Genomic DNA, 19,181 nt, shown 5'->3' on the forward strand with positions numbered 1-19,181 from the left:
GGCTTGAAACAAAGAGTATTTTTAAACGAATACCATACAGACTTGCCAATAGCTAGTTTAGCTTTATAAATTTTAGAAACAGAATATGCTAGCTTCTCTATATTTTGCTGAAAATTTATCGAATTTCAGCATAAAAAAACTTCAAAAAACATCGAATATCAACTCTGTTCGATACATTTTATAAAAAATACTATTTAAATTCTCAATGTTATAAATCTGATGGTAGTTTTCTATGATCAGATTTTTTTATTGGCACCGCCAAAGGGTATAATGTCCCGAGGCTTGCCTTGAAATTAAAAATTTGTTTCCAACGAATGCCTCGAGGTAGTTTACTTCCCACAGATTGTATTTTTTGAAGCTTATAAGTCTTCGTATATTTTTGCGATGTGTAAAAACTGTAAAATTTCTGGAATTTTTTGAAAATTAGATCGATTTTGTTGAATTTCAGGTTCATTTTTTACTGTTAAATCCCATTTATTCTGAAAAAACGTAGTTGTATTTTATTGAAAATTAAATAATTGACTCCTTTCAATAAATTAATATAGAAGTTCTTGTGGGAAAAGTAAAGATTATATAGCTTTGACGCTTCAAATGAAATCATTGTTTAAATACATATCATTTTTTCTTCTACTCCTTAACGGAATAGGAGATCTTCATGCCAGTAATCTACAGGAGAATGATGATTTTATTATCGACGAAATTTGTTTTCAGGATCAGTTAGATTTAGGTTTTGATTATTTTGATGATAGTGATGCACTTATACACGAAAGATCAAGATCTAATCCAGACACCAAGTTTTCTGAAACCGAAGAAGTCGAAATAGAAGAAGCTCAAAACGATTCAGATTCAGATGATGATGCTTCTAACAAATACTTAGATGGTAGCGATTATGTTACCTCACTTTTCTACACTGTACTTTCAGCTTATCACGATTACAATCGTAGTGATAACAAACCTTATTTTTCAAAACAAAATCATATTACATCTTACCCTTCTATTTGTGTAAGATATTGCGTATTTAGGATATGATTTTCTAAGTCTGGATAATTTTCTACAATCCGGGCGAAACTTCAATTTTTCAAAATAGTCTATTAAAGCATTTGGCTACAGTTGTGCTTAGCGTTGGTTTATAGACTTTCATAAGGTTTACCCTAATTTTTATCACTTTTAAATTTGAAATTATGATGAGTAGAATTCTCATGATTGTTAGCCTGTGTGCTATGTTCTTAGGCATGGGCTGTGAATCCCACAAAGAAAGGAAAGAAGAAAAATCCAAGTATCTGGTAACAAGTCCACTTCGAAAAGATACCCTGGTAACCAATCAATACGTTGCACAAATTCAATCTATACGAAATATAGAAGTGCGTACGCAAGAGAGAGGTTATCTTGAAGACATTTATGTAGATGAAGGTCAGTTTGTAAAAAAAGGGCAATTAATGTTTAAAATTATGCCTAAACTTTACAAAGCTGAATTACAAAGGGCTGAGGCTGAAGCACATTTTGCCCAAATAGAATACGAAAACACCAAACAACTTGCCGATAGTAATGTTGTAGCTCCTAACGAGTTAGCAATGGCAAAAGCTAAGTTTGAAAAAGCAAAAGCAGAACAGTCTTTAGCGCAGGTACATTTAGAATTTACAGATATTAGAGCTCCATTCGACGGGATTGTTGATAGACTTCATTTGAAGTTAGGAAGTTTAGTTGAAGAAGGAGAGTTACTTACCAGTTTATCAGATAACAGCGATATGTGGGTGTATTATAACGTCCCAGAAGCTGAATATTTAGATTATCAGCAGGCTGTTCACGAAGATGATACTACTAAAGTAGAATTATTAATGGCTAATAACCAGGTTTATAAGCACGATGGTTATGTACAAACTATAGAAGGGGAATTTAATAACGAAACCGGTAATATCGCTTTTAGAGCAAGTTTTCCTAATCCAGAAGGCTTATTAAGACATGGCGAAACCGGTAGTGTTCTTACCCAGGTTCCTTTTAATAATTCACTATTAATTCCGCAAAAAGCAACTTTCGAGGTACTTAGCAAACATTATGTATACGTGGTGAACGAAGATCATAAGATAGAATCCAGAGAAATTAGCCTTGCAGGAGAACTTCCGCATATTTATGCAATTAGTGACGGAATTTCTGAAGATGATACTATTCTTTTAGAAGGACTTCGTAAGGTTAGAGAAGGAGACGAAATCGAATATGATTTTGAAGACCCTCAAGAGGTTTTAAACCATCTAGAACTTTACGCCGAATAATTTTTCGGGTATCAATATTATACATTTTCAGCATTAATTTTTTAGCTGAACTACTGGTATAATAATCACTCTGTCGAGTGAAAAAACTCTGGGCTTAACCCATGAGACCTTTATTAGAAAATAGATTTAATCTCGATCATCGAGTAAAATTTTAAGAAGACTATGTTTAAACGATTTATACATAGACCCGTATTTGCTATTGTTATTTCGATAATAATTGTGTTTATGGGGTCTTTAGCAATAAAACAACTGCCTATATCGCAGTTTCCCCAAATTGCACCTACCACAGTAAACATCTTTGTGGCCTATCCCGGGGCAAGTGCAGATGTTTTGGTAAAATCTACCCTAATTACATTAGAGAATTCAATAAACGGGGTACAGGGAATGCGGTATCTGGCAACAGATGCCACTAGTGCCGGTGAGGCAACATTACGAGTAATTTTTGAACCAGGTACAGATCCCAACGATGCCGTAGTACGGGTAAAAACGCGGGTAGACCAGGTAATGCCTTTGCTGCCAGAACTGGTGCAAAGGGAAGGGGTAGTGATTACACCTATCCAACCGAGTATGTTGATGTATGTGAACCTCTACTCGAAAAAGGAAAGTATGGATGAAAAATTTCTATACAATTACGCCAATGTAAAAATGATTCCTGAAATAAACAGGATAAAAGGGATCGCAAGATCCACAATTTTAGGTAGCCGTAAATATGCGATGCGTGTTTGGCTAAATCCAGATAGAATGCGTGCCTATAATGTTTCTGTAGATGAAGTGATGGAAGCCATGCAAGAGCAAAGTATTGTTGGTAGGCCGGGACGTTTGGGTAGAAGTTCTGGGATTAAAGCCCAGTCTTTAGAATATGTTCTTACCTACAAAGGTAGATATAGTGAACCTGAAGAGTACGAGAATATTATTGTAAGAGCAAATCCAGAAGGACAAAGCTTACGATTAAAAGATATAGGTAGAGTAGAATTAGGAAGTGAGTTTTTTGATATTTATTCTAACCTGGACGGTCACCCATCTGCGGCGATCGTATTAAAACAGAGTTACGGTAGTAACGCCAGTGATGTAATTGATGAAGTTAAGGCTGAATTGGAGAAAATGAAAGAAGATTTTCCTCCGGGTATGGATTATAAGCTTAGCTACGATGTATCACAGTTTTTAGACGCTTCAATAGAGCAGGTTGTTCATACCTTACGTGATGCATTTATCCTGGTAGCGATTGTGGTGTTTATTTTCTTAGGAGACTGGCGTTCTACCTTAATTCCTATTTTGGCCGTTCCGGTTTCATTAGTCGGGGCGTTTTTTGTAATTCAATTCTTCGGAATTTCGATTAACCTGGTAACGCTATTTGCATTAGTACTCGCCATTGGTATTGTGGTAGATGATGCAATTGTTGTCGTCGAGGCGGTGCATGCAAAATTTGATGAATACCCAGATATTTCACCTTATGTAGCCGTAAAACAGGTTTTGGGAGAAATCGGGGGAGCAATTATCGCAATTACCGCGGTAATGGTTTCAGTGTTCTTACCAATTTCATTTATGTCTGGACCGGTAGGAACATTCTATAGACAGTTCTCTATTACCATGGCCAGTTCTATCGTTATTTCAGCAATTATAGCACTTACACTTACACCAGTATTATGTGCGATGCTGCTTAAAAATCATCACGGGAAAGAGCATAAGCAAAATTTCCTTACTAAAGGTCTGGATAAATTTAATTCAGGATTCGATAAACTTACAGGTAAATATGTAGCGATCTTAAAACGAATGGTAAGCCGTAGATGGTTAACCTTCGGAATTTTAGTTGCTTTTTGTGCCGGTGTATATTTAGAAAGTCAGGTATTACCTTCTGGTTTTGTGCCAAGTGAAGACCAGGGAACAATCTATGCAATTATTCAAACCCCTCCTGGAGCAACTTTAGAGCGAACTAACGAAGTTTCCAGAAAATTGCAGGATATCTGTGAAGAGGTTGAAGGAATCGAATCTGTTGCTTCCTTGGCAGGTTATGAGATTATGACCGAGGGGCGTGGATCTAACGCAGGTACCTGTTTGATCAACCTTAAAAACTGGTCTGATCGTAAACATACAGTTACCGAAATTATGGAAGAGCTGGAGGAAAAATCCAAAGACCTAGGTGCGGTTATCGAATTCTTTGAGCCGCCAGCAATTCCAGGTTTCGGATCTTCAGGTGGTTTTTCTATGCGATTACTTGATGAAAATACTGAAACAGATTATCAGGATTTCGATAAGATCAATCAGGAGTTTATGGAAAACCTAAGAAAGCGTCCAGAGCTAAAAGGACTGTTTACTTTCTTCGCTGCAAACTATCCGCAGTACGAATTGGAATTCAACAGTGAACTAGCAATGCAAAAAGGAGTTTCTATTGGTGATGCTATGGAAAACCTGAATATCTTAATTGGTAGTACTTACGAGCAGGGATTCATTAAATATAACCGATTCTTTAAGGTGTATGTTCAATCAGATCCTCAGTTTAGACGATTGCCTTCAGATATTTTAAATATGTACGTGAAAAACGAGCATGGCGAAATGGTTCCTTATTCAGCATTTATGAAATTGAAAAAAATGCAGGGGCCAAACGAGGTAACTCGTTTCAATATGTATAATTCGGCTGCCATTCGTGGATTACCGGCTGAAGGTTATACCACGGCAGATGCTATCGAGGCGATTAAACAAGTAGCTGAAGATACACTTCCTAAAAATTATGATATCGCCTGGGAAGGTTTATCCTATGACGAAGCGCAGCGCGGTAACGAGTCGATTTATATTTTCCTAATCGTTTTAGCCTTTGTATACTTTGTACTTGCTGCACAATACGAAAGTTTTATTATTCCATTATCGGTAATATTCTCGCTACCTGTTGGAGTGTTTGGATCTTTTATGTTGCTAAAGTTAATGGGACTTCAAAACGATATTTACGCTCAAATTGGTTTGATCATGCTGGTAGGATTGCTGGGTAAAAATGCTGTGTTAATCGTAGAATTTGCGGTGATGAAACACAGCGAAGGCCTCACGATTCTGGAAGCAGCTATAGAAGGAGCCAAGGTTCGTTTTAGACCAATTTTAATGACGTCTTTCGCGTTTATCGCAGGTTTAATTCCGTTGATTGTTGCTACCGGAGCGGGAGCTGTTGGGAATAGAACTTTAGGAGCATCTGCTCTTGGAGGAATGTTCTTCGGAACCATATTCGGGGTAATTATCGTACCAGGACTTTACTACATCTTTGGAAGTCTTGCTGAAGGAAAATCATTGATTAAATACGAAGACGAAAATCCATTAACCGAAGATTTTGATTATGATAAATAAATTGAAAAAATATAAACGTTTCTCTTATTTAGGCGTTACGGCAGGAATAATGCTTAGTATAACGTCTTGTGTACCTTCATTATCAGAGAAAACGGCTAATAAAGAGGTTCCCGGGAACTACCATAATTCCCAGGACTCTCTTGCTACAAAAAGTTTTAATTCGGCCGATACTACAAGCTCAGCTTCGATAGATTGGAAGACATTTTTTGACGATCCTAATTTGGTAGCTTTAATAGACACAGCGCTGGATAATAACCAGGAGTTAAATATTATGCTTCAGGAATTAAAAATTGCGCAAAGCGAAGTGCAGGCCAGAAAAGGTGAATATTTACCTTCAATTGGCTTAAAAGCAGGTGCCGGAATCGATAAAGTGGGTAAATATACTCGCGATGGTGCAGTAGAAGAAAACCTGGAAATTAAAGAAGGAAGAGAATTTCCAGATCCGCTTCCAGATTATATGATTGGTCTGAACGCGCAATGGGAAGTAGATATCTGGAACAAACTTCACAACGCTAAAAAGTCTACCGTAATGCGCTATTTATCTAGTGTAGAAGGTAGAAATTTTATGGTCACAAATATTATTGCTGAAATTGCTAATTCTTACTACGAATTATTGGCCTTGGACAATCAGCTTCAGATTGTGAAGAATAATATCGAAATTCAGGAAAGAGCTTACAGAATCGTAAAATTGCAGATGCAGGCCGCTCGTGTTACTCAGCTTGCGGTAAGTAAATTTAATGCTGAAGTCTTGCACACTAAAAGTCTGCAATTTGATATTCAGCAAAGAATTACAGAAACCGAAAATAAGCTGAATTTCCTAGTTGGTCGTTATCCGCAACCAATTGCTCGTAGTACAGAGGCTTTTGCAGATATGTTACCAAAACAGATCGATGCAGGATTACCATCGCAATTATTACAAAACAGGCCAGATATTAGACAGGCCGAATTTGAGCTTCAGGCATCAAAATTAGATATTAAAGTTGCCAAAGCCAGATTCTATCCTTCTTTTGGGATTTCAGCAAATATCGGGTATCAGGCTTTTAATCCAGATTACCTGCTAAATACGCCAGAGTCTTTAATTTATTCTGTTGCCGGAGATCTGGTAGCACCTTTAGTAAACCGAAATGCCATTAAAGCAGCTTATAAAACTGCCAATGCAAAACAAATTCAGGCGGCTTTCGATTACGAGCAAACGGTTTTAAAGGCCTATATCGAAGTGGCAAATCAATTAGCAAAAATCGATAATCTTAAGAAAAGTTATGATCTAAGAGCTGCTGAAGTTGATGCGCTAACCGAATCGATTAAAATCTCGAATAAGTTATTTAGAAATGCAAGAGCTGAATATATGGAAGTGCTAATGACGCAACGTGATGCTCTGGAATCTAAATTTGATCTTGTAGAAACCAAAATGCAGCAAATGACTGCTGTTGTTAATATGTACCAGGCGCTTGGTGGCGGCTGGAGCAATGATTAATTTTTTTTATTGTTTGTTTATTTAAATTGCCGAAAAAGCTCTCAGTTTTAATGTTTCTGGGAGCTTTTTCTATTTTACCCAATCATATTTATTTGGGTGTCTCTAATAAATATGATTTTCGAATAAACGCTACATCCAATTTATCTCAGAAGATTTACTCTGCTTGACGAATTATAGATTCTACTCGATTTTATTGGCACCACCAACGGCTATAATACCCAGAGGGAGTTTACTAAAAAATGAGCCCTAATTTTATCGAATTTCACCATGCCTTTTCTTTAGAAATTTATCTTTCATATTTATCGATTCGCGTTTTTTAGCTCAAACTCATTTTCTTTAAAATCTTCTCTAATTTTTACAAATTTCGGTCACCAAAAATCTAATTCACCTATACTCTGTAAGTTAAATTTCACAGGAATTGTTGAATATTTAGATATGATAAACCGTTTTATCTAAGTGTTAAGTCTTATTTATCCTAGTGTTTAGGATTCCTTTTAAATGTTAATAAGAGAACTGAGGTGATATAGGCTTAGTAGGTTGTCCTAAAATCGATATTGCTTAAAAAACCACTTATTTTTTAAGATTCTTCAGTAATAAAAGGCTTTTGAGGGCTAAAAATTCAGTAATTATAAGTTTTAGGGGCTTTGCTGGTTTATTTGGTGTATTTAAAGTAGGCATAAACTTCATTTAAAACAGCTTCAATTCTTTCTTTATTATTTAGCGCCGTGTTAACAAAAACCTAAAAACAGTGAAGTAATAGTATTAAAAACTAACTCTAAAAATCAACAAAAAGAACCGCAGAAGCTACCAACAACTGCGGCGATTAATTAAGCATTGTGCAACCAATTACTTAAATAAATGTATTTTAAAATTACACATTTAAGATCGAAAAGAGTATTATTTGGACTTTCGGTTTTACTTTTTTCTCAAACTGGCCAGGCTGCAGCCAGTAATTTGCCTGTTATCACCCCTACAATTAACGGCAAATCAATACAGCAAACAATTAATGGTGTAGTAACAGACGATCAGGGAGTGCCACTTCCGGGAGCTACCGTTATGGTAAAAGGATCTTCAAAAGGAGTTACTACAAATTTTGATGGGCAATATTCTATAGAAGCACAAGAAGGTGATATTCTTCAGGTGTCTTTTGTAGGTTTTAAAACTTATGAAGTTAAAATTACCGGGCAGGCAAATTTCGACGTAGAATTAGAAACAGATAGTGCTTCTTTAGATGAAGTTCTTGTTGTTGGATATGGTACTCAGAAAAAATCAGATTTAACAGGATCTGTAAGTGCGGTAAGTGAAGAAGAATTCAATAAAGGGATTAATACTAACCCGGGTAACCTTTTACAAGGTAAAGTTTCTGGTTTAAACGTAACTAATGCCAGTGGTGAACCAGGTTCAGGACAGGATATTATTATTCGTGGTGTAGGAACTTTACGTTCAGGAACTTCTCCTTTATATGTAATTGATGGTTTTGTTTTAGATAACTCTGATAATGGCGTGCCAACAAACCCATTAAACTTTATTAATACTGAAGATATTCAGTCTATCAACGTATTAAAAGATGCTTCTGCTGCGGCTATTTATGGTTCTCGTGCAGCGAACGGTGTGGTTGTAATTACCACAAAAAAAGGTAAAGCAGGTAGAACACAAATGAATTTTTCTGCTTCTACTGCTATTTCTTCCATCGCTAATAAAATTGATGTTTTTTCAGCAGATGAATTTAGAGATGTAGTACAGCGCATTGGCGGAAGTTTAAGCGATAATGGTGCAGATACCGACTGGCAGGACGAGCTTACCAGAACAGGAATCACCAACGATGTAAACTTCTCGATGAGTGGAGGTACCTCTAACACTTCTTATTTTGCTTCAGTGGGAGCTAGAGATCAGGAAGGGATTCTTAATAATAGTGATCTTACACGTTATTCAGGAAGAATTAATGTTTCTCAAAAAGGGCTTAACGATCGTTTAAAAGTAGATTTAAACTTAACAGCAACAAGAACAGAAAACGAGCGTCCTAATATTGGTACGATGGTAAGCAATATGTTGCAATTAAATCCAACTACGCCAGCATATACTAATGGAGAGCCAACAGTTTTTGGAACTGGGATTAACCCGTTAATCATCGAAGATATATTTGGAGACTTCTCTAATAATAATAGGATGATTGCCAATATTGCGCCGTCTTTAGAGTTTATCGATGGTTTAACTTATAAATTAAACCTTGGTGTAGATTATTCTAAAACAGATAGAGATCAGCAATATATTCCTTATACAGCAGATCCAGATTATGCTGAAGGTTCTATAAGTTCTACTTTTACTACAAATAGAAATACACTGGTAGAGAATACTTTAACTTATGAAACTGAAATTGGTGATCATGGTTTAAATTTATTGGCAGGACATTCTTATCAGGAATTTTATATTCATGCAAAAGAATACTCGTTTACTAATTTTCCAGATAACGGGATAGAGCCAAGATACCAGTTAGGAGAAGCTAGAGGAGAAGATAATACGCAATTCTCTAATGCAACTATTAATGAGCTACAATCTTTCTTTGGTAGAATTAATTACGATTTTAAAGACAAGTATTTAGTAACGGCTACGGTACGTTCAGATGGTTCTACCAAGTTTGGTGAAAATAACAGATATGCTGTTTTTCCATCTTTCGCTTTAGGTTGGAATATTCATAAAGAGAACTTCTTAGAAGATTCTGCCTTCAGTAACTTAAAATTTAGAGCCAGTTGGGGTAAATCTGGTAACCAGGAAATCCCTTCAAAACAAACAAGATTAAGTTACGGTGAAAGTTTTGCAGATAACGACATCTATCCAATGAGTGGTAACGAGATTAATAGAGAAGACTATCCTTATGGTCTTGTATTTGCTCGTACTGCAAACCCAGATTTACAGTGGGAAGAAACTGCGCAAACTAACATTGGTTTAGATTTTGGATTTTTTAATCAGAAACTTACCGGTACTTTAGATTACTTCTTAAAAGAAACAACAGATGTTTTATTGTATTTCTCTACTCAGGATCCTATAGATGAGGTTGGGTATACCTGGCAAAACATTCCTAACATGAAAATTAGAAACTCTGGTTTAGAAGTTTCTTTAGATTATCAAAGTGATAGAACAAGAGATTTCTCTTATAATATAGGTGGTAACTTCTCTTATATTAAAAATGAAATTACAGATTCTCCATTTACTATCGTAACTACAGGAACTGCACAGGGATCTGGGCAAACCGGAGCTACAATTAATGGTTACATGAATAATCAGCCTATTGGTAATTTCTTTGTAAGACAATTTGAAGGAATAGGAGCAGATGGTTTTAGCCAGTTTACAGATATAAATGGTGATGGGCAAATCGATGATAGTGATCGTGTTTCTTCAGGAAGTGCAGTGCCAGATATCATTTATGCATTCTATACCAAATTCAACTATAAAAACTTCTATTTAGGATTAAACTTTAACGGGGTAAGTGGAAATAAAATTTATAACCACACAAGGATGAGTTTGTTTAATATGACTCAGATTTCTAACTCCTTAAATACTACAGATCAGGCAGTAGAATTTCCTAACGAAGATCCTAGTAATAGTAATACCGTGTCAACAAGATATCTTGAGGACGGAAGCTTCTTACGTTTAAATAACGCAACTTTAGCTTACGATCTTCAACCAGAAGCAATTGGTTTAGGAGATTGGATTAACAGTCTTAGATTTTCTGTAACCGGACAAAATCTGTTTGTAATTTCAGATTACAGCGGTTTCGATCCAGAGTTAAACACAGGTAGTTCAAGCGATTCCAGATCTTATGGTATCGATTATTATACGTATCCAAAAGCTAGAACATTTGTTTTTGGTTTAAATGTATCCTTCTAATTATAAAAGAGTAAAGATGAAACATAGAATTCTAACTGTATTTGCCGGTCTTAGTGCATTGGTATTTACAAATTGTACAGATTTAGAAGAAGAAATATTAGACGAGTCATTAACCGGATCTGAAGATCTTGTACAACCAGTTTCTGGTTCAATGGCTGCGGCCTATGGGATTCTTCCTCAAACTTTTAGACATACGCGTTATTTTGGGTTACAGGAAATTCCTTCAGACGAAGCAATTTTACCTCCAAGAACAGGTTTAGGTGGTACACAATGGGCAGATAACGATACCTATACAACAGCGCACAGGCATTTAATGTCTTCCAGCAACAGTTTGGTAACAGAATCCTGGAGTTATTTAACTACCGCTTTATTTAGAACGGTAGCGGCTATAGATGTAATCGCTCCGCTTGCTGAAGCTGGTGACGCTGAAGCGGTTCAGGCTTTAGCTGAAATGAGAGCCTTAAGAGCTTACGAGAATATGTTGTTCTTAGATAGTTGGGGGCTTGCTTTTAGAAAAGAAAGTACTGCTGAAACTTCTGAAATTTTAAGAGGAGAAGAAGCTATTGCTTATATCGAAACCGAATTTTTAGCTGCGCTAGAAAATATCAATAGCGATCGTGGTCCTGGTAGAATGACTGAAGATGCGATCTATGGATTTTTAGCAAAATTGTACTTAAACGCAGCAGTATATAGAGATCCTTACGGGACACCTAATTTTACTGATGCCGATATGCAAAGAGTGGTAGAGTATACAGATAATATTATTAATAATGGTGGTTACTCTTTATCTTCAGAATACTTTGATCTTTTTAATGATGAAAATCATGATAATGCAGAGTTGATCTTTGCTTTAGATTTACGCGGAGTTTTAAACAACGATCACAACCGTTGGGCGTACTGGTCGATGTCTGGTTCACTATTCCCAAGACCGGGAGATTTCTATTTAAGTATGGATGGTACAGATGGTCCTGCAATGACTTCAGATTTTTACCAAACCTGGGTTGATGCTTATGGCGATATAGATCCCGCCGATGCAGATGCAAGATTTTATCAGAAAAATGCTCAGGTTCCGGCAGAGCTTGAGGATATCTCAAATCTTACTCCGTATGTAAATGATACGCTAGGCTTACAAAGTGATAGCGATCACTATTTTATCGCAGGTTCAGATTTTGAAATTGACCGCGGAATTATTCGTGGAACCATGTGGGCGCCAAGAAAACAAAACTATAGATCTGGTAATTTTATGACAGGTACAGATGCAAATGGAAATTCTGGTTATAGAATTTATCCTTTAGCTGAAGCTCGCGAGAATGGTTCAGATCCAGAAGATATTGTTTACTACGTAGATCATACTTTAGAGATAAGTTTAGATGGAAGCGCTGGTTATGCCAGTGGTTACAGGTTTGCAAAATGGCAGTTCAGTAAAACATCAGACGATGGTAACAATTACAGTAGTGTAGATCTTGTTTTACTTCGTTTGGCAGATGTTTATTTGATGAGAGCTGAAGCTAAATTAAGAATGGGAGATAATGCAGGCGCGTTACAGGATGTGAACACTGTAAGAACGTCTCGTGATGCAAGACCAGATCAAACTCCGGCTGCTTTAACTTCTATCGATCTTGAATCTTTATATAGAGAATTAGGATTTGAATTTTACTGGGAAATGCATCGCCGTCAGGACCAAATTAGATTTGGAACTTACGAAGATTCATGGACCTCGAAGTCTGATAGTGATCCAAATCACAGACTTTTCCCAATTCCGCAGGAAGCGATCGATGGTGCATCGAACGTAGAAGGTTACCTGGTACAGAATCCTGGATATTAATTTGAATTTAATTGTGTTGTAAGCGGTAGAGGATCTTAAGATCTTCTGCCGCTATTTTTATAAAATAGGATGACGAATTTTTAGTAGAAATATTTTAAAAAGACAACGCAAAGCATTCCGAAGAAGAAAATACTTTAAAATCAAACAATTAATTCTGAATTTATTCTAATGAAAAATATAAAAAAGATCATCGCTTTTTCAGCAATTTCGATCGCGATGAGCTGCGGAAAAACTTCCGAAGAAAAAGAAAATAATACCACTGAAGTTACCGAGAACCAACCATTAAATATCATCTTTATGGTTGGCGATGGGATGGGAATTCCGCAGGTATCAAGTGCATTTTATTTTGGTGAAAATACCCCTAATTTTAAACAATTTGAAAGTATTGGTCTTAGCCGAACTAGCAGCACCAGCCACTTAATTACAGATTCTGCTGCTGGCGCAACGGCCTTTGCAACGGGCGAAAAAACTTATAAAAGAGCGATTGGTGTTTCTAAAGATTCGGTAGCGCTTCCAACAATTTTAGAGCAGTTAAAAGAGCAAGATTACCAAACCGGGCTGATTAGTTTAACTTCGATCACACATGCTACTCCGGCTGCCTATTATGCTCATGTAGAAGATCGTGACATGCACCAAGAAATTGCCAAACAACTGGTAGAAGCTGAGGTTGATTTCTTTGCCGGTGGTGGTAAGAAATACTTCCAGAATCGTGAAGATGGTCTTAATCTATACGATAGTTTGACGGCTAAGAATTATAAGTTAGACACTTTAGAATTAAGTAAACCAGATTATTCACGTCGTAATGCGTATTTACTTTCTGAAGAAGGTTTACCATCTAAAACCGAAGGCCGTGGCGATTTTCTTGGTGATGCCGCTAAAACAGCATTTGATTATTTTGAGGCAAACGAAAAACCATTTTTTGTAATGATCGAAGGTTCTTATATCGATTGGGGAGGCCACGCAAAAGACGACGAGATGATGATTCAGGAGGTTTTGGATTTTGATAAAACAATTGGTGTGGTACTCGATTTTGTGAAATCACATCCAAATACACTTTTGGTGATCACGGCAGATCATGAAACTGGAGGTGTGAGCATCGGTAAATCTTACGACGAAAACGGAAAAGAAATTCCGCAGCAGGTACAGGTATATTTTAATACAGATCAGCATAGCACAGAGTTGGTTCCGGTTTTTGCAAAAGGAAAAGGCGAAGAATTGTTTAGAGGAATTTACGAGAATAACGAAATTTATCACAAATTAATGCAGGCCATCAATGAAAACTAATTGCTATAAGCCAATATTCGTTGTTTTAGCGATACTTTTTTTCTGCGGAAATCTAGGCGCGCAAAGCAACTATAAATTACATTCTCATAATGATTATACACAGGAATTTCCGTTTTGGAAAGCTTATATTCATGGTGCATCATCAATTGAAGCCGATATTTTTCTGAAAAATGACGAATTATTCGTTACACATGCTGAAAATGAGATAAAAACTGATTTCACACTTGAAAATTTGTATTTAAAACCACTTTCTGAATTGGCGAAAGCTGGAAAACTTAGAGAAATTCAGTTATTGATCGATCTAAAATCTGAAGCGAAACGAAGCCTGAAAAAACTGGTGGAAACTTTAAAATCTTATCCAGAATTAACCAATAACAATAAAATTTCTTTCGTAATTTCTGGAAACAGACCAAAACCAGCAGATTATGCAAGCTATCCAGATTTTATCGAATTTGACCATCAGGATGTATCAAATTTAGCGGAAGCAGATTTAAGCAAAATCGCACTTGTTAGTCAAAATTTTAGAGATTACTCGGTTTGGAATGGTTTGGGGAGAATTACCGCGCCCGAACTTGAAAAGGTGGAAGCTGTAATCAAAAAAGTGCATGATGCCGGGAAGCCTTTTAGATTTTGGGGAGCGCCAGATACCAAAACAACCTGGAGCCGTTTCGCCGCGATGGGTGTAGATTTTATTAATACCGATAAACCAGCCGAAGCAGCCACTTATTTGGAAACTTTAGATGCTAGAAAATTTGAGCTAAAATCTCCAATTTCGGTGTACAAACCAAAGTTTGATTTCGATAAAAATAAGCATCCAAAAAACATCATTTTAATGATTGGCGATGGAAACGGTTTAAGCCAAATTTCTTCTGCAGCTTTTGCCAATAGAGGAGAATTGACGATTACACAATTAAAAAATATCGGACTAGTTAAAACCTCGAGTTTCGATGATTTGGTAACCGATTCTGCCGCTGGAGCAACAGCAATGGCAACTGGCGAAAAAACCAATAATCGTGCAATTGGAACCGATAAAAATGGACAGGATTTAAAGAATCTGACTGAAATTTTTGCTGAAAAAGGTTATTTAAACGGAATTATTACAACCGATTTTGTGACCGGAGCAACGCCATCTTCCTTTTTTGCGCATGTAATAGAACGCGACGATAGTGAAGCGATTTTAGAGGATTTGAATAAAAGTAAAGTCGATTTTTTTCTATCGGCCGGAGCTTCAGATTATGCGAAAATTGAAAAAGAGTTTGTTCAAAAAGATATTTCAGAATTTAATGATTTTGAAAATCGATCTGCCATTTTCCTTTCTGAAAGCGGATTAGCAGATGCATCGGTGCGTGGAGATCAATTTCCAGAGCATGTAAAAAAAGTACTTAAGAATTTAGAAAATCAGGATAAGCCTTATTTTTTAATGATCGAAGCAGCGAAAATCGATAAAAATGGGCATACTAATAACGCAAGCGGAATTGTTGAAGAAATGCTGGATTTCGATAAAACCATCGCTGAAGTTTTAAAAGTAGCCGATCAAAATAAAAATACACTGGTAGTAATCACCGCAGATCACGAAACTTCGGGGTTTGCGATTATGCAAGGCGATCTTGAAAAAGGACAAATTGAAGGCGGATTTTTAACTCACGATCACACCGGGACAATGATTCCGTTATTTTCCTACGGCCCAGGATCTGAATTATTCAATGGTGTTTACGAAAATACAGCTGTTTTTCATCGAATTTTAAAAGCGGTAAAGTAGGGCTTAAGTCGCTTTTCTCTTAGAAGTTAGACTTGAGACAGCTTCGCTTTTAGAAAATAGAGTTTAGACTAGAAATGTTGAATTTTGAATGCTGAATGTGCAAAGGTTTGATGTCATCTCGACCTTGTGGAGAGATCTTGTCTTTATTCTAAAAAGAGATTTCTCCATTCCGCTGCGCTCCACCAGCCGGCAGGCTGGCAGGGTCGAAATGACAAATATTGGTAATTGTTTACTGTTAATTGCTAATTGAGAAACGCCAATCCAAATAGATTTCTCGACTACATTTCATTTCGCTCGAAATGACATTCGAAGATAATTGATTACTGATAATTGTTTATTGAACACTGCCAACTGCAACTGTTTACTGATAATTGCTAATTGAAATTATCTCCCCAGTTTCAAGATTGATCTTAAAATGATTGGCAGGTAAACCATTTAAAAACTTATCGAAAATGCTCAAAAACTGACTTAGTTTTTGAGCATTTTTATTTTCACTTTTGAAAAGCTGATTTGTTTTCGAGGCTTCGATAATTAGTTTATATTCTTCTAATCGTTTTGAAGGAATATCTGCGAAGGCAAGTTTATCGGCATTTCTGATCTTGTAGAAATCCCGGATCATATCTTTACCTGTCCAATCTAAAAAATCTGTTTCATTTTGTCGATTTTCAGCCACAGTTTTATAAAAGTCTTCAGCGCTTAGATTCGACAAAAAATTATAAAATTCGGCATTCCAATCATTCGGGATAAATCGGAGATTTACCAGGTTTTCAAGGTGATATTCGGTAAAGTCGTGATAATTTTTACTGTTTAGAATATCGATATTCCAGGTTTTCTGGTTTGATTTTGTGAGATAATCGTGCTCCATTTTATAAAGCGGAAATAATTCATCGAATCTCGGTACTTCATCAATCGTTACGGTTTCAACTTCTGCAAAATTTTTATTCAATTTTAGAATTTTATAACCGGGAATGTAAGCGGCCAAAGATGGTGTTTGGATATTTACGAGGAAATTTCCATTTCCGTAGTCACGTTTTCCGGTATCATTAATATGCATGTGGCCGGCAAAATGCAGTTTTACTCCGGCTTCTGCTAAAGTTTTGGCGATTCTTTCCTCAGGAACACGTTCTAATTGCCATTTATTTTTTCCGAGGAAATCTTCTAATTCGGGAGAGGCATCTTCATTGAAATCTACCGCTGGATAATGACTAAAAGCGACCAGCTGTTTATTTTGATCTTGTGCATTTTGCGCCACTTTTTTTATCCAATCGAACAAGTGAGTTTTATGATCTATCGTTTGATTGTAGCCAATACTTGCACTGCTAAAACCACCATTATTTCTTGGTAAATAAGAATTTCCATCGATCGCTAAAAGCCATAAACCTTCAATGGGTTCAACTAAATAGGAAGCATCGGGAATTTTTATGCTATCATTTATAGCGTAAAGTCGGTTAGATAATTCGGCTTCTTTTTCGGCTTTTTTAAAAGTGTAATCGGAATAATTATAAGTTGAAAATGGCGATTCCCAGTATTTATTTTTTTGCTTCGGAAAGAATCCAAAATCGGCTAAATTATTCAGTATAAAATCATAGCCTGATTTTTCTAATTTTGGTTCGGTTAAAACTTCATTTTGTTTTTCAGAAGATAAAAAAGAGACATCACTAAAAATAGCTTGCTCTTTACCGTTTTCGCCTAAAAAATCATGTTTACCACCAGGCGTATTAAAGGGAGCGACGGGATCGTGATTTCCGGTGGTGATAAAAAATGAGATTCCGTATTCCCGCTCGTATTTTTTTAGAAATTTAGCCAGTCCTTCGATATTTAAAGGCTGGCCATCATCGGTATAATCGCCGGGAAAAGCAACAAGTTTAATTCCGCGCCCAGCGATATCATCCAGCACCGCTTTCAGAACAAAATAGTTTTCATTAAATAATCGGGTAGAATGCAACTGGGCATTCATGCTTCTTATCTTAGCGTTTTTGTCTTGGCTGGGAACTGGTAATCCTTCAAAATTCTCGTAATCGGCATAAATATCCAGTAAATGAATATCTGCAACAAAGGCAATTTGAGTATTTTCCTGAGCATTTAAAAGACTGCACATCAAAATCAATAGTAGCGAAATTCGCTTCATTTTTGTTGAATTTTAATGCGAGTATACAACCAAAAATTGAGCTGAATATTACCTACAGGTTAATTTGAACCAGATTAATAAACTTCAGCATTTTCTTCGATCAGGCTTTCGTAAAACTGGATATATTCAGTGATCATATTATCGATATTGCAGTTTTCTTCAGCATATTTTCTACAGCTTTCTCGATCAAATTTCTCGATGTTTTTAAGAGCCTCGGCCATTGCGTTGGTGTCTATAGGCTCGCAAATTTGCCCAACCTCTTCGGTTATTATTTCTGAAGCTACACCTTTATCCCAGCTTAAAACCGGAGTTCCTGAAGCCAAACTTTCAGAAATTGCTAAAGCAGAAGGTTCGTCCCACACACTGGTAAATAATAGTGCAGAAGCATTACGTAATAGTCGGTTTATCTGAAAACGATCCTGCTCACCTACGTAAGAAACCAAAGGATTTTTTAGTAATGGCGCAACAAAACGTTCAAAATACTCACTATTCTTACCACGGCCGGCAAGTATAATTGGTTTATTGGCTTTAATAGCAACTTCGATGGCAAGATGTGGTGCTTTTTCTTTGCAAATAGAACCGTACCACATGCAATACTCGTTATTGGTGTTGAAATTTGGTTTCCAGTCATTTAGATCGATAGCATTCCGAATGACCTTCGGGAAATTTAAAAACTTAGAATATTGATCTCGTAAAGACTCGCTTACCACTATAAATTCCTGATGCGATTCTTTTTTGATGTAATCTAAAGCGAATTTAATTTCAGGAAAAGCCATAGTGTGTAATGTGGTCAAAAAACGCGTTTTTAATCGGTTTCCTAAAATAATAGGCAGATAATGTAGCGAGTGGTTATGAACTATATCGTATTCGTTGCGCTCTAAATCCTGAAAAATTTCAGCGTAAATAATAGAGTTTTTAATCTCTGTAGGATTATAGTTTTCTGAATGTATACAGGAGAACGGGCTACCTGCAGCAAAATGATCGTCTAGGGCATGTAGGTTTTCACATTCAGACCCAGATTTTGCATAAACATCAACCTGAATGCCTTTTTCAGATAATTTTTGCACGATCTTATGGGTTATCATGGCAAGACCACCACCGTATGGTTTTTTTAAGGCGTGGCGATGATCGGCAATAATTGCGATTTTCATAATTGGTAGGTTTTTAATTGTTATTGGTCGTACTATTTAATCATAGTATTTTGTTGATAATGATTAATTTAAACTTCATGA

Annotated in this window: 10 protein-coding genes; 8 read left to right on the forward strand and 2 right to left on the reverse strand. The window is 36.4% G+C overall.

Annotated elements, in window-relative coordinates; all coding sequences use genetic code 11:
* The first annotated feature begins 591 nt into the window (after nt 1-591).
* The 8 genes from IIF7_RS09775 to IIF7_RS09810 all read left to right on the forward strand — a co-directional run bounded on the left by IIF7_RS09775 (nt 592) and on the right by IIF7_RS09810 (nt 15,821).
* On the forward strand, nt 592-1,029 hold the full coding sequence (locus tag IIF7_RS09775) for a hypothetical protein (RefSeq protein ID WP_176218931.1): 438 nt from the start codon (nt 592-594) through the stop codon (nt 1,027-1,029).
* A 155-nt stretch (nt 1,030-1,184) separates the two neighbouring features.
* On the forward strand, nt 1,185-2,267 hold the full coding sequence (locus IIF7_RS09780; RefSeq protein ID WP_176218934.1) for an efflux RND transporter periplasmic adaptor subunit: 1,083 nt from the start codon (nt 1,185-1,187) through the stop codon (nt 2,265-2,267).
* 162 nt (nt 2,268-2,429) lie between these two features.
* Nucleotides 2,430-5,594, forward strand: a complete 3,165-nt coding sequence (locus IIF7_RS09785; RefSeq protein ID WP_084841508.1) for an efflux RND transporter permease subunit — start codon at nt 2,430-2,432, stop codon at nt 5,592-5,594.
* On the forward strand, nt 5,584-7,068 hold the full coding sequence (locus tag IIF7_RS09790) for a TolC family protein (RefSeq protein ID WP_084841509.1): 1,485 nt from the start codon (nt 5,584-5,586) through the stop codon (nt 7,066-7,068). The genes IIF7_RS09785 and IIF7_RS09790 overlap by 11 nt, the downstream gene beginning before the upstream one ends.
* A gap of 858 nt (nt 7,069-7,926) precedes the next feature.
* Nucleotides 7,927-10,953 (forward strand): SusC/RagA family TonB-linked outer membrane protein, encoded by a 3,027-nt coding sequence (locus tag IIF7_RS09795; RefSeq protein WP_084841510.1) that lies wholly within the window; start codon nt 7,927-7,929, stop codon nt 10,951-10,953.
* Nucleotides 10,954-10,969: 16 nt separating this feature from the next.
* Complete coding sequence (locus IIF7_RS09800; RefSeq protein ID WP_084841664.1) at nt 10,970-12,778, forward strand: RagB/SusD family nutrient uptake outer membrane protein; 1,809 nt, start codon at nt 10,970-10,972, stop codon at nt 12,776-12,778.
* 168 nt (nt 12,779-12,946) lie between these two features.
* Entirely contained in the window at nt 12,947-14,062 is a 1,116-nt protein-coding gene (locus tag IIF7_RS09805; protein ID WP_084841511.1) for an alkaline phosphatase, read from the forward strand.
* Nucleotides 14,052-15,821, forward strand: coding sequence for an alkaline phosphatase (locus IIF7_RS09810; protein ID WP_084841512.1), 1,770 nt, complete (start codon nt 14,052-14,054; stop codon nt 15,819-15,821). Before IIF7_RS09805 ends, IIF7_RS09810 begins: the two co-directional genes overlap by 11 nt.
* A gap of 361 nt (nt 15,822-16,182) precedes the next feature.
* On the opposite strand, the gene IIF7_RS09815 is transcribed toward IIF7_RS09810, so the two are convergent.
* Complete coding sequence (locus tag IIF7_RS09815; RefSeq protein WP_084841513.1) at nt 16,183-17,949, reverse strand: metallophosphoesterase family protein; 1,767 nt, start codon at nt 17,947-17,949, stop codon at nt 16,183-16,185.
* A 74-nt stretch (nt 17,950-18,023) separates the two neighbouring features.
* Complete coding sequence (locus tag IIF7_RS09820) at nt 18,024-19,100, reverse strand: glycosyltransferase (RefSeq protein WP_084841514.1); 1,077 nt, start codon at nt 19,098-19,100, stop codon at nt 18,024-18,026.
* Nucleotides 19,101-19,181: the final 81 nt, after the last annotated feature.

This window comes from Zunongwangia atlantica 22II14-10F7, from assembly GCF_002094855.1.
Lineage (GTDB): Bacteria > Bacteroidota > Bacteroidia > Flavobacteriales > Flavobacteriaceae > Zunongwangia > Zunongwangia atlantica.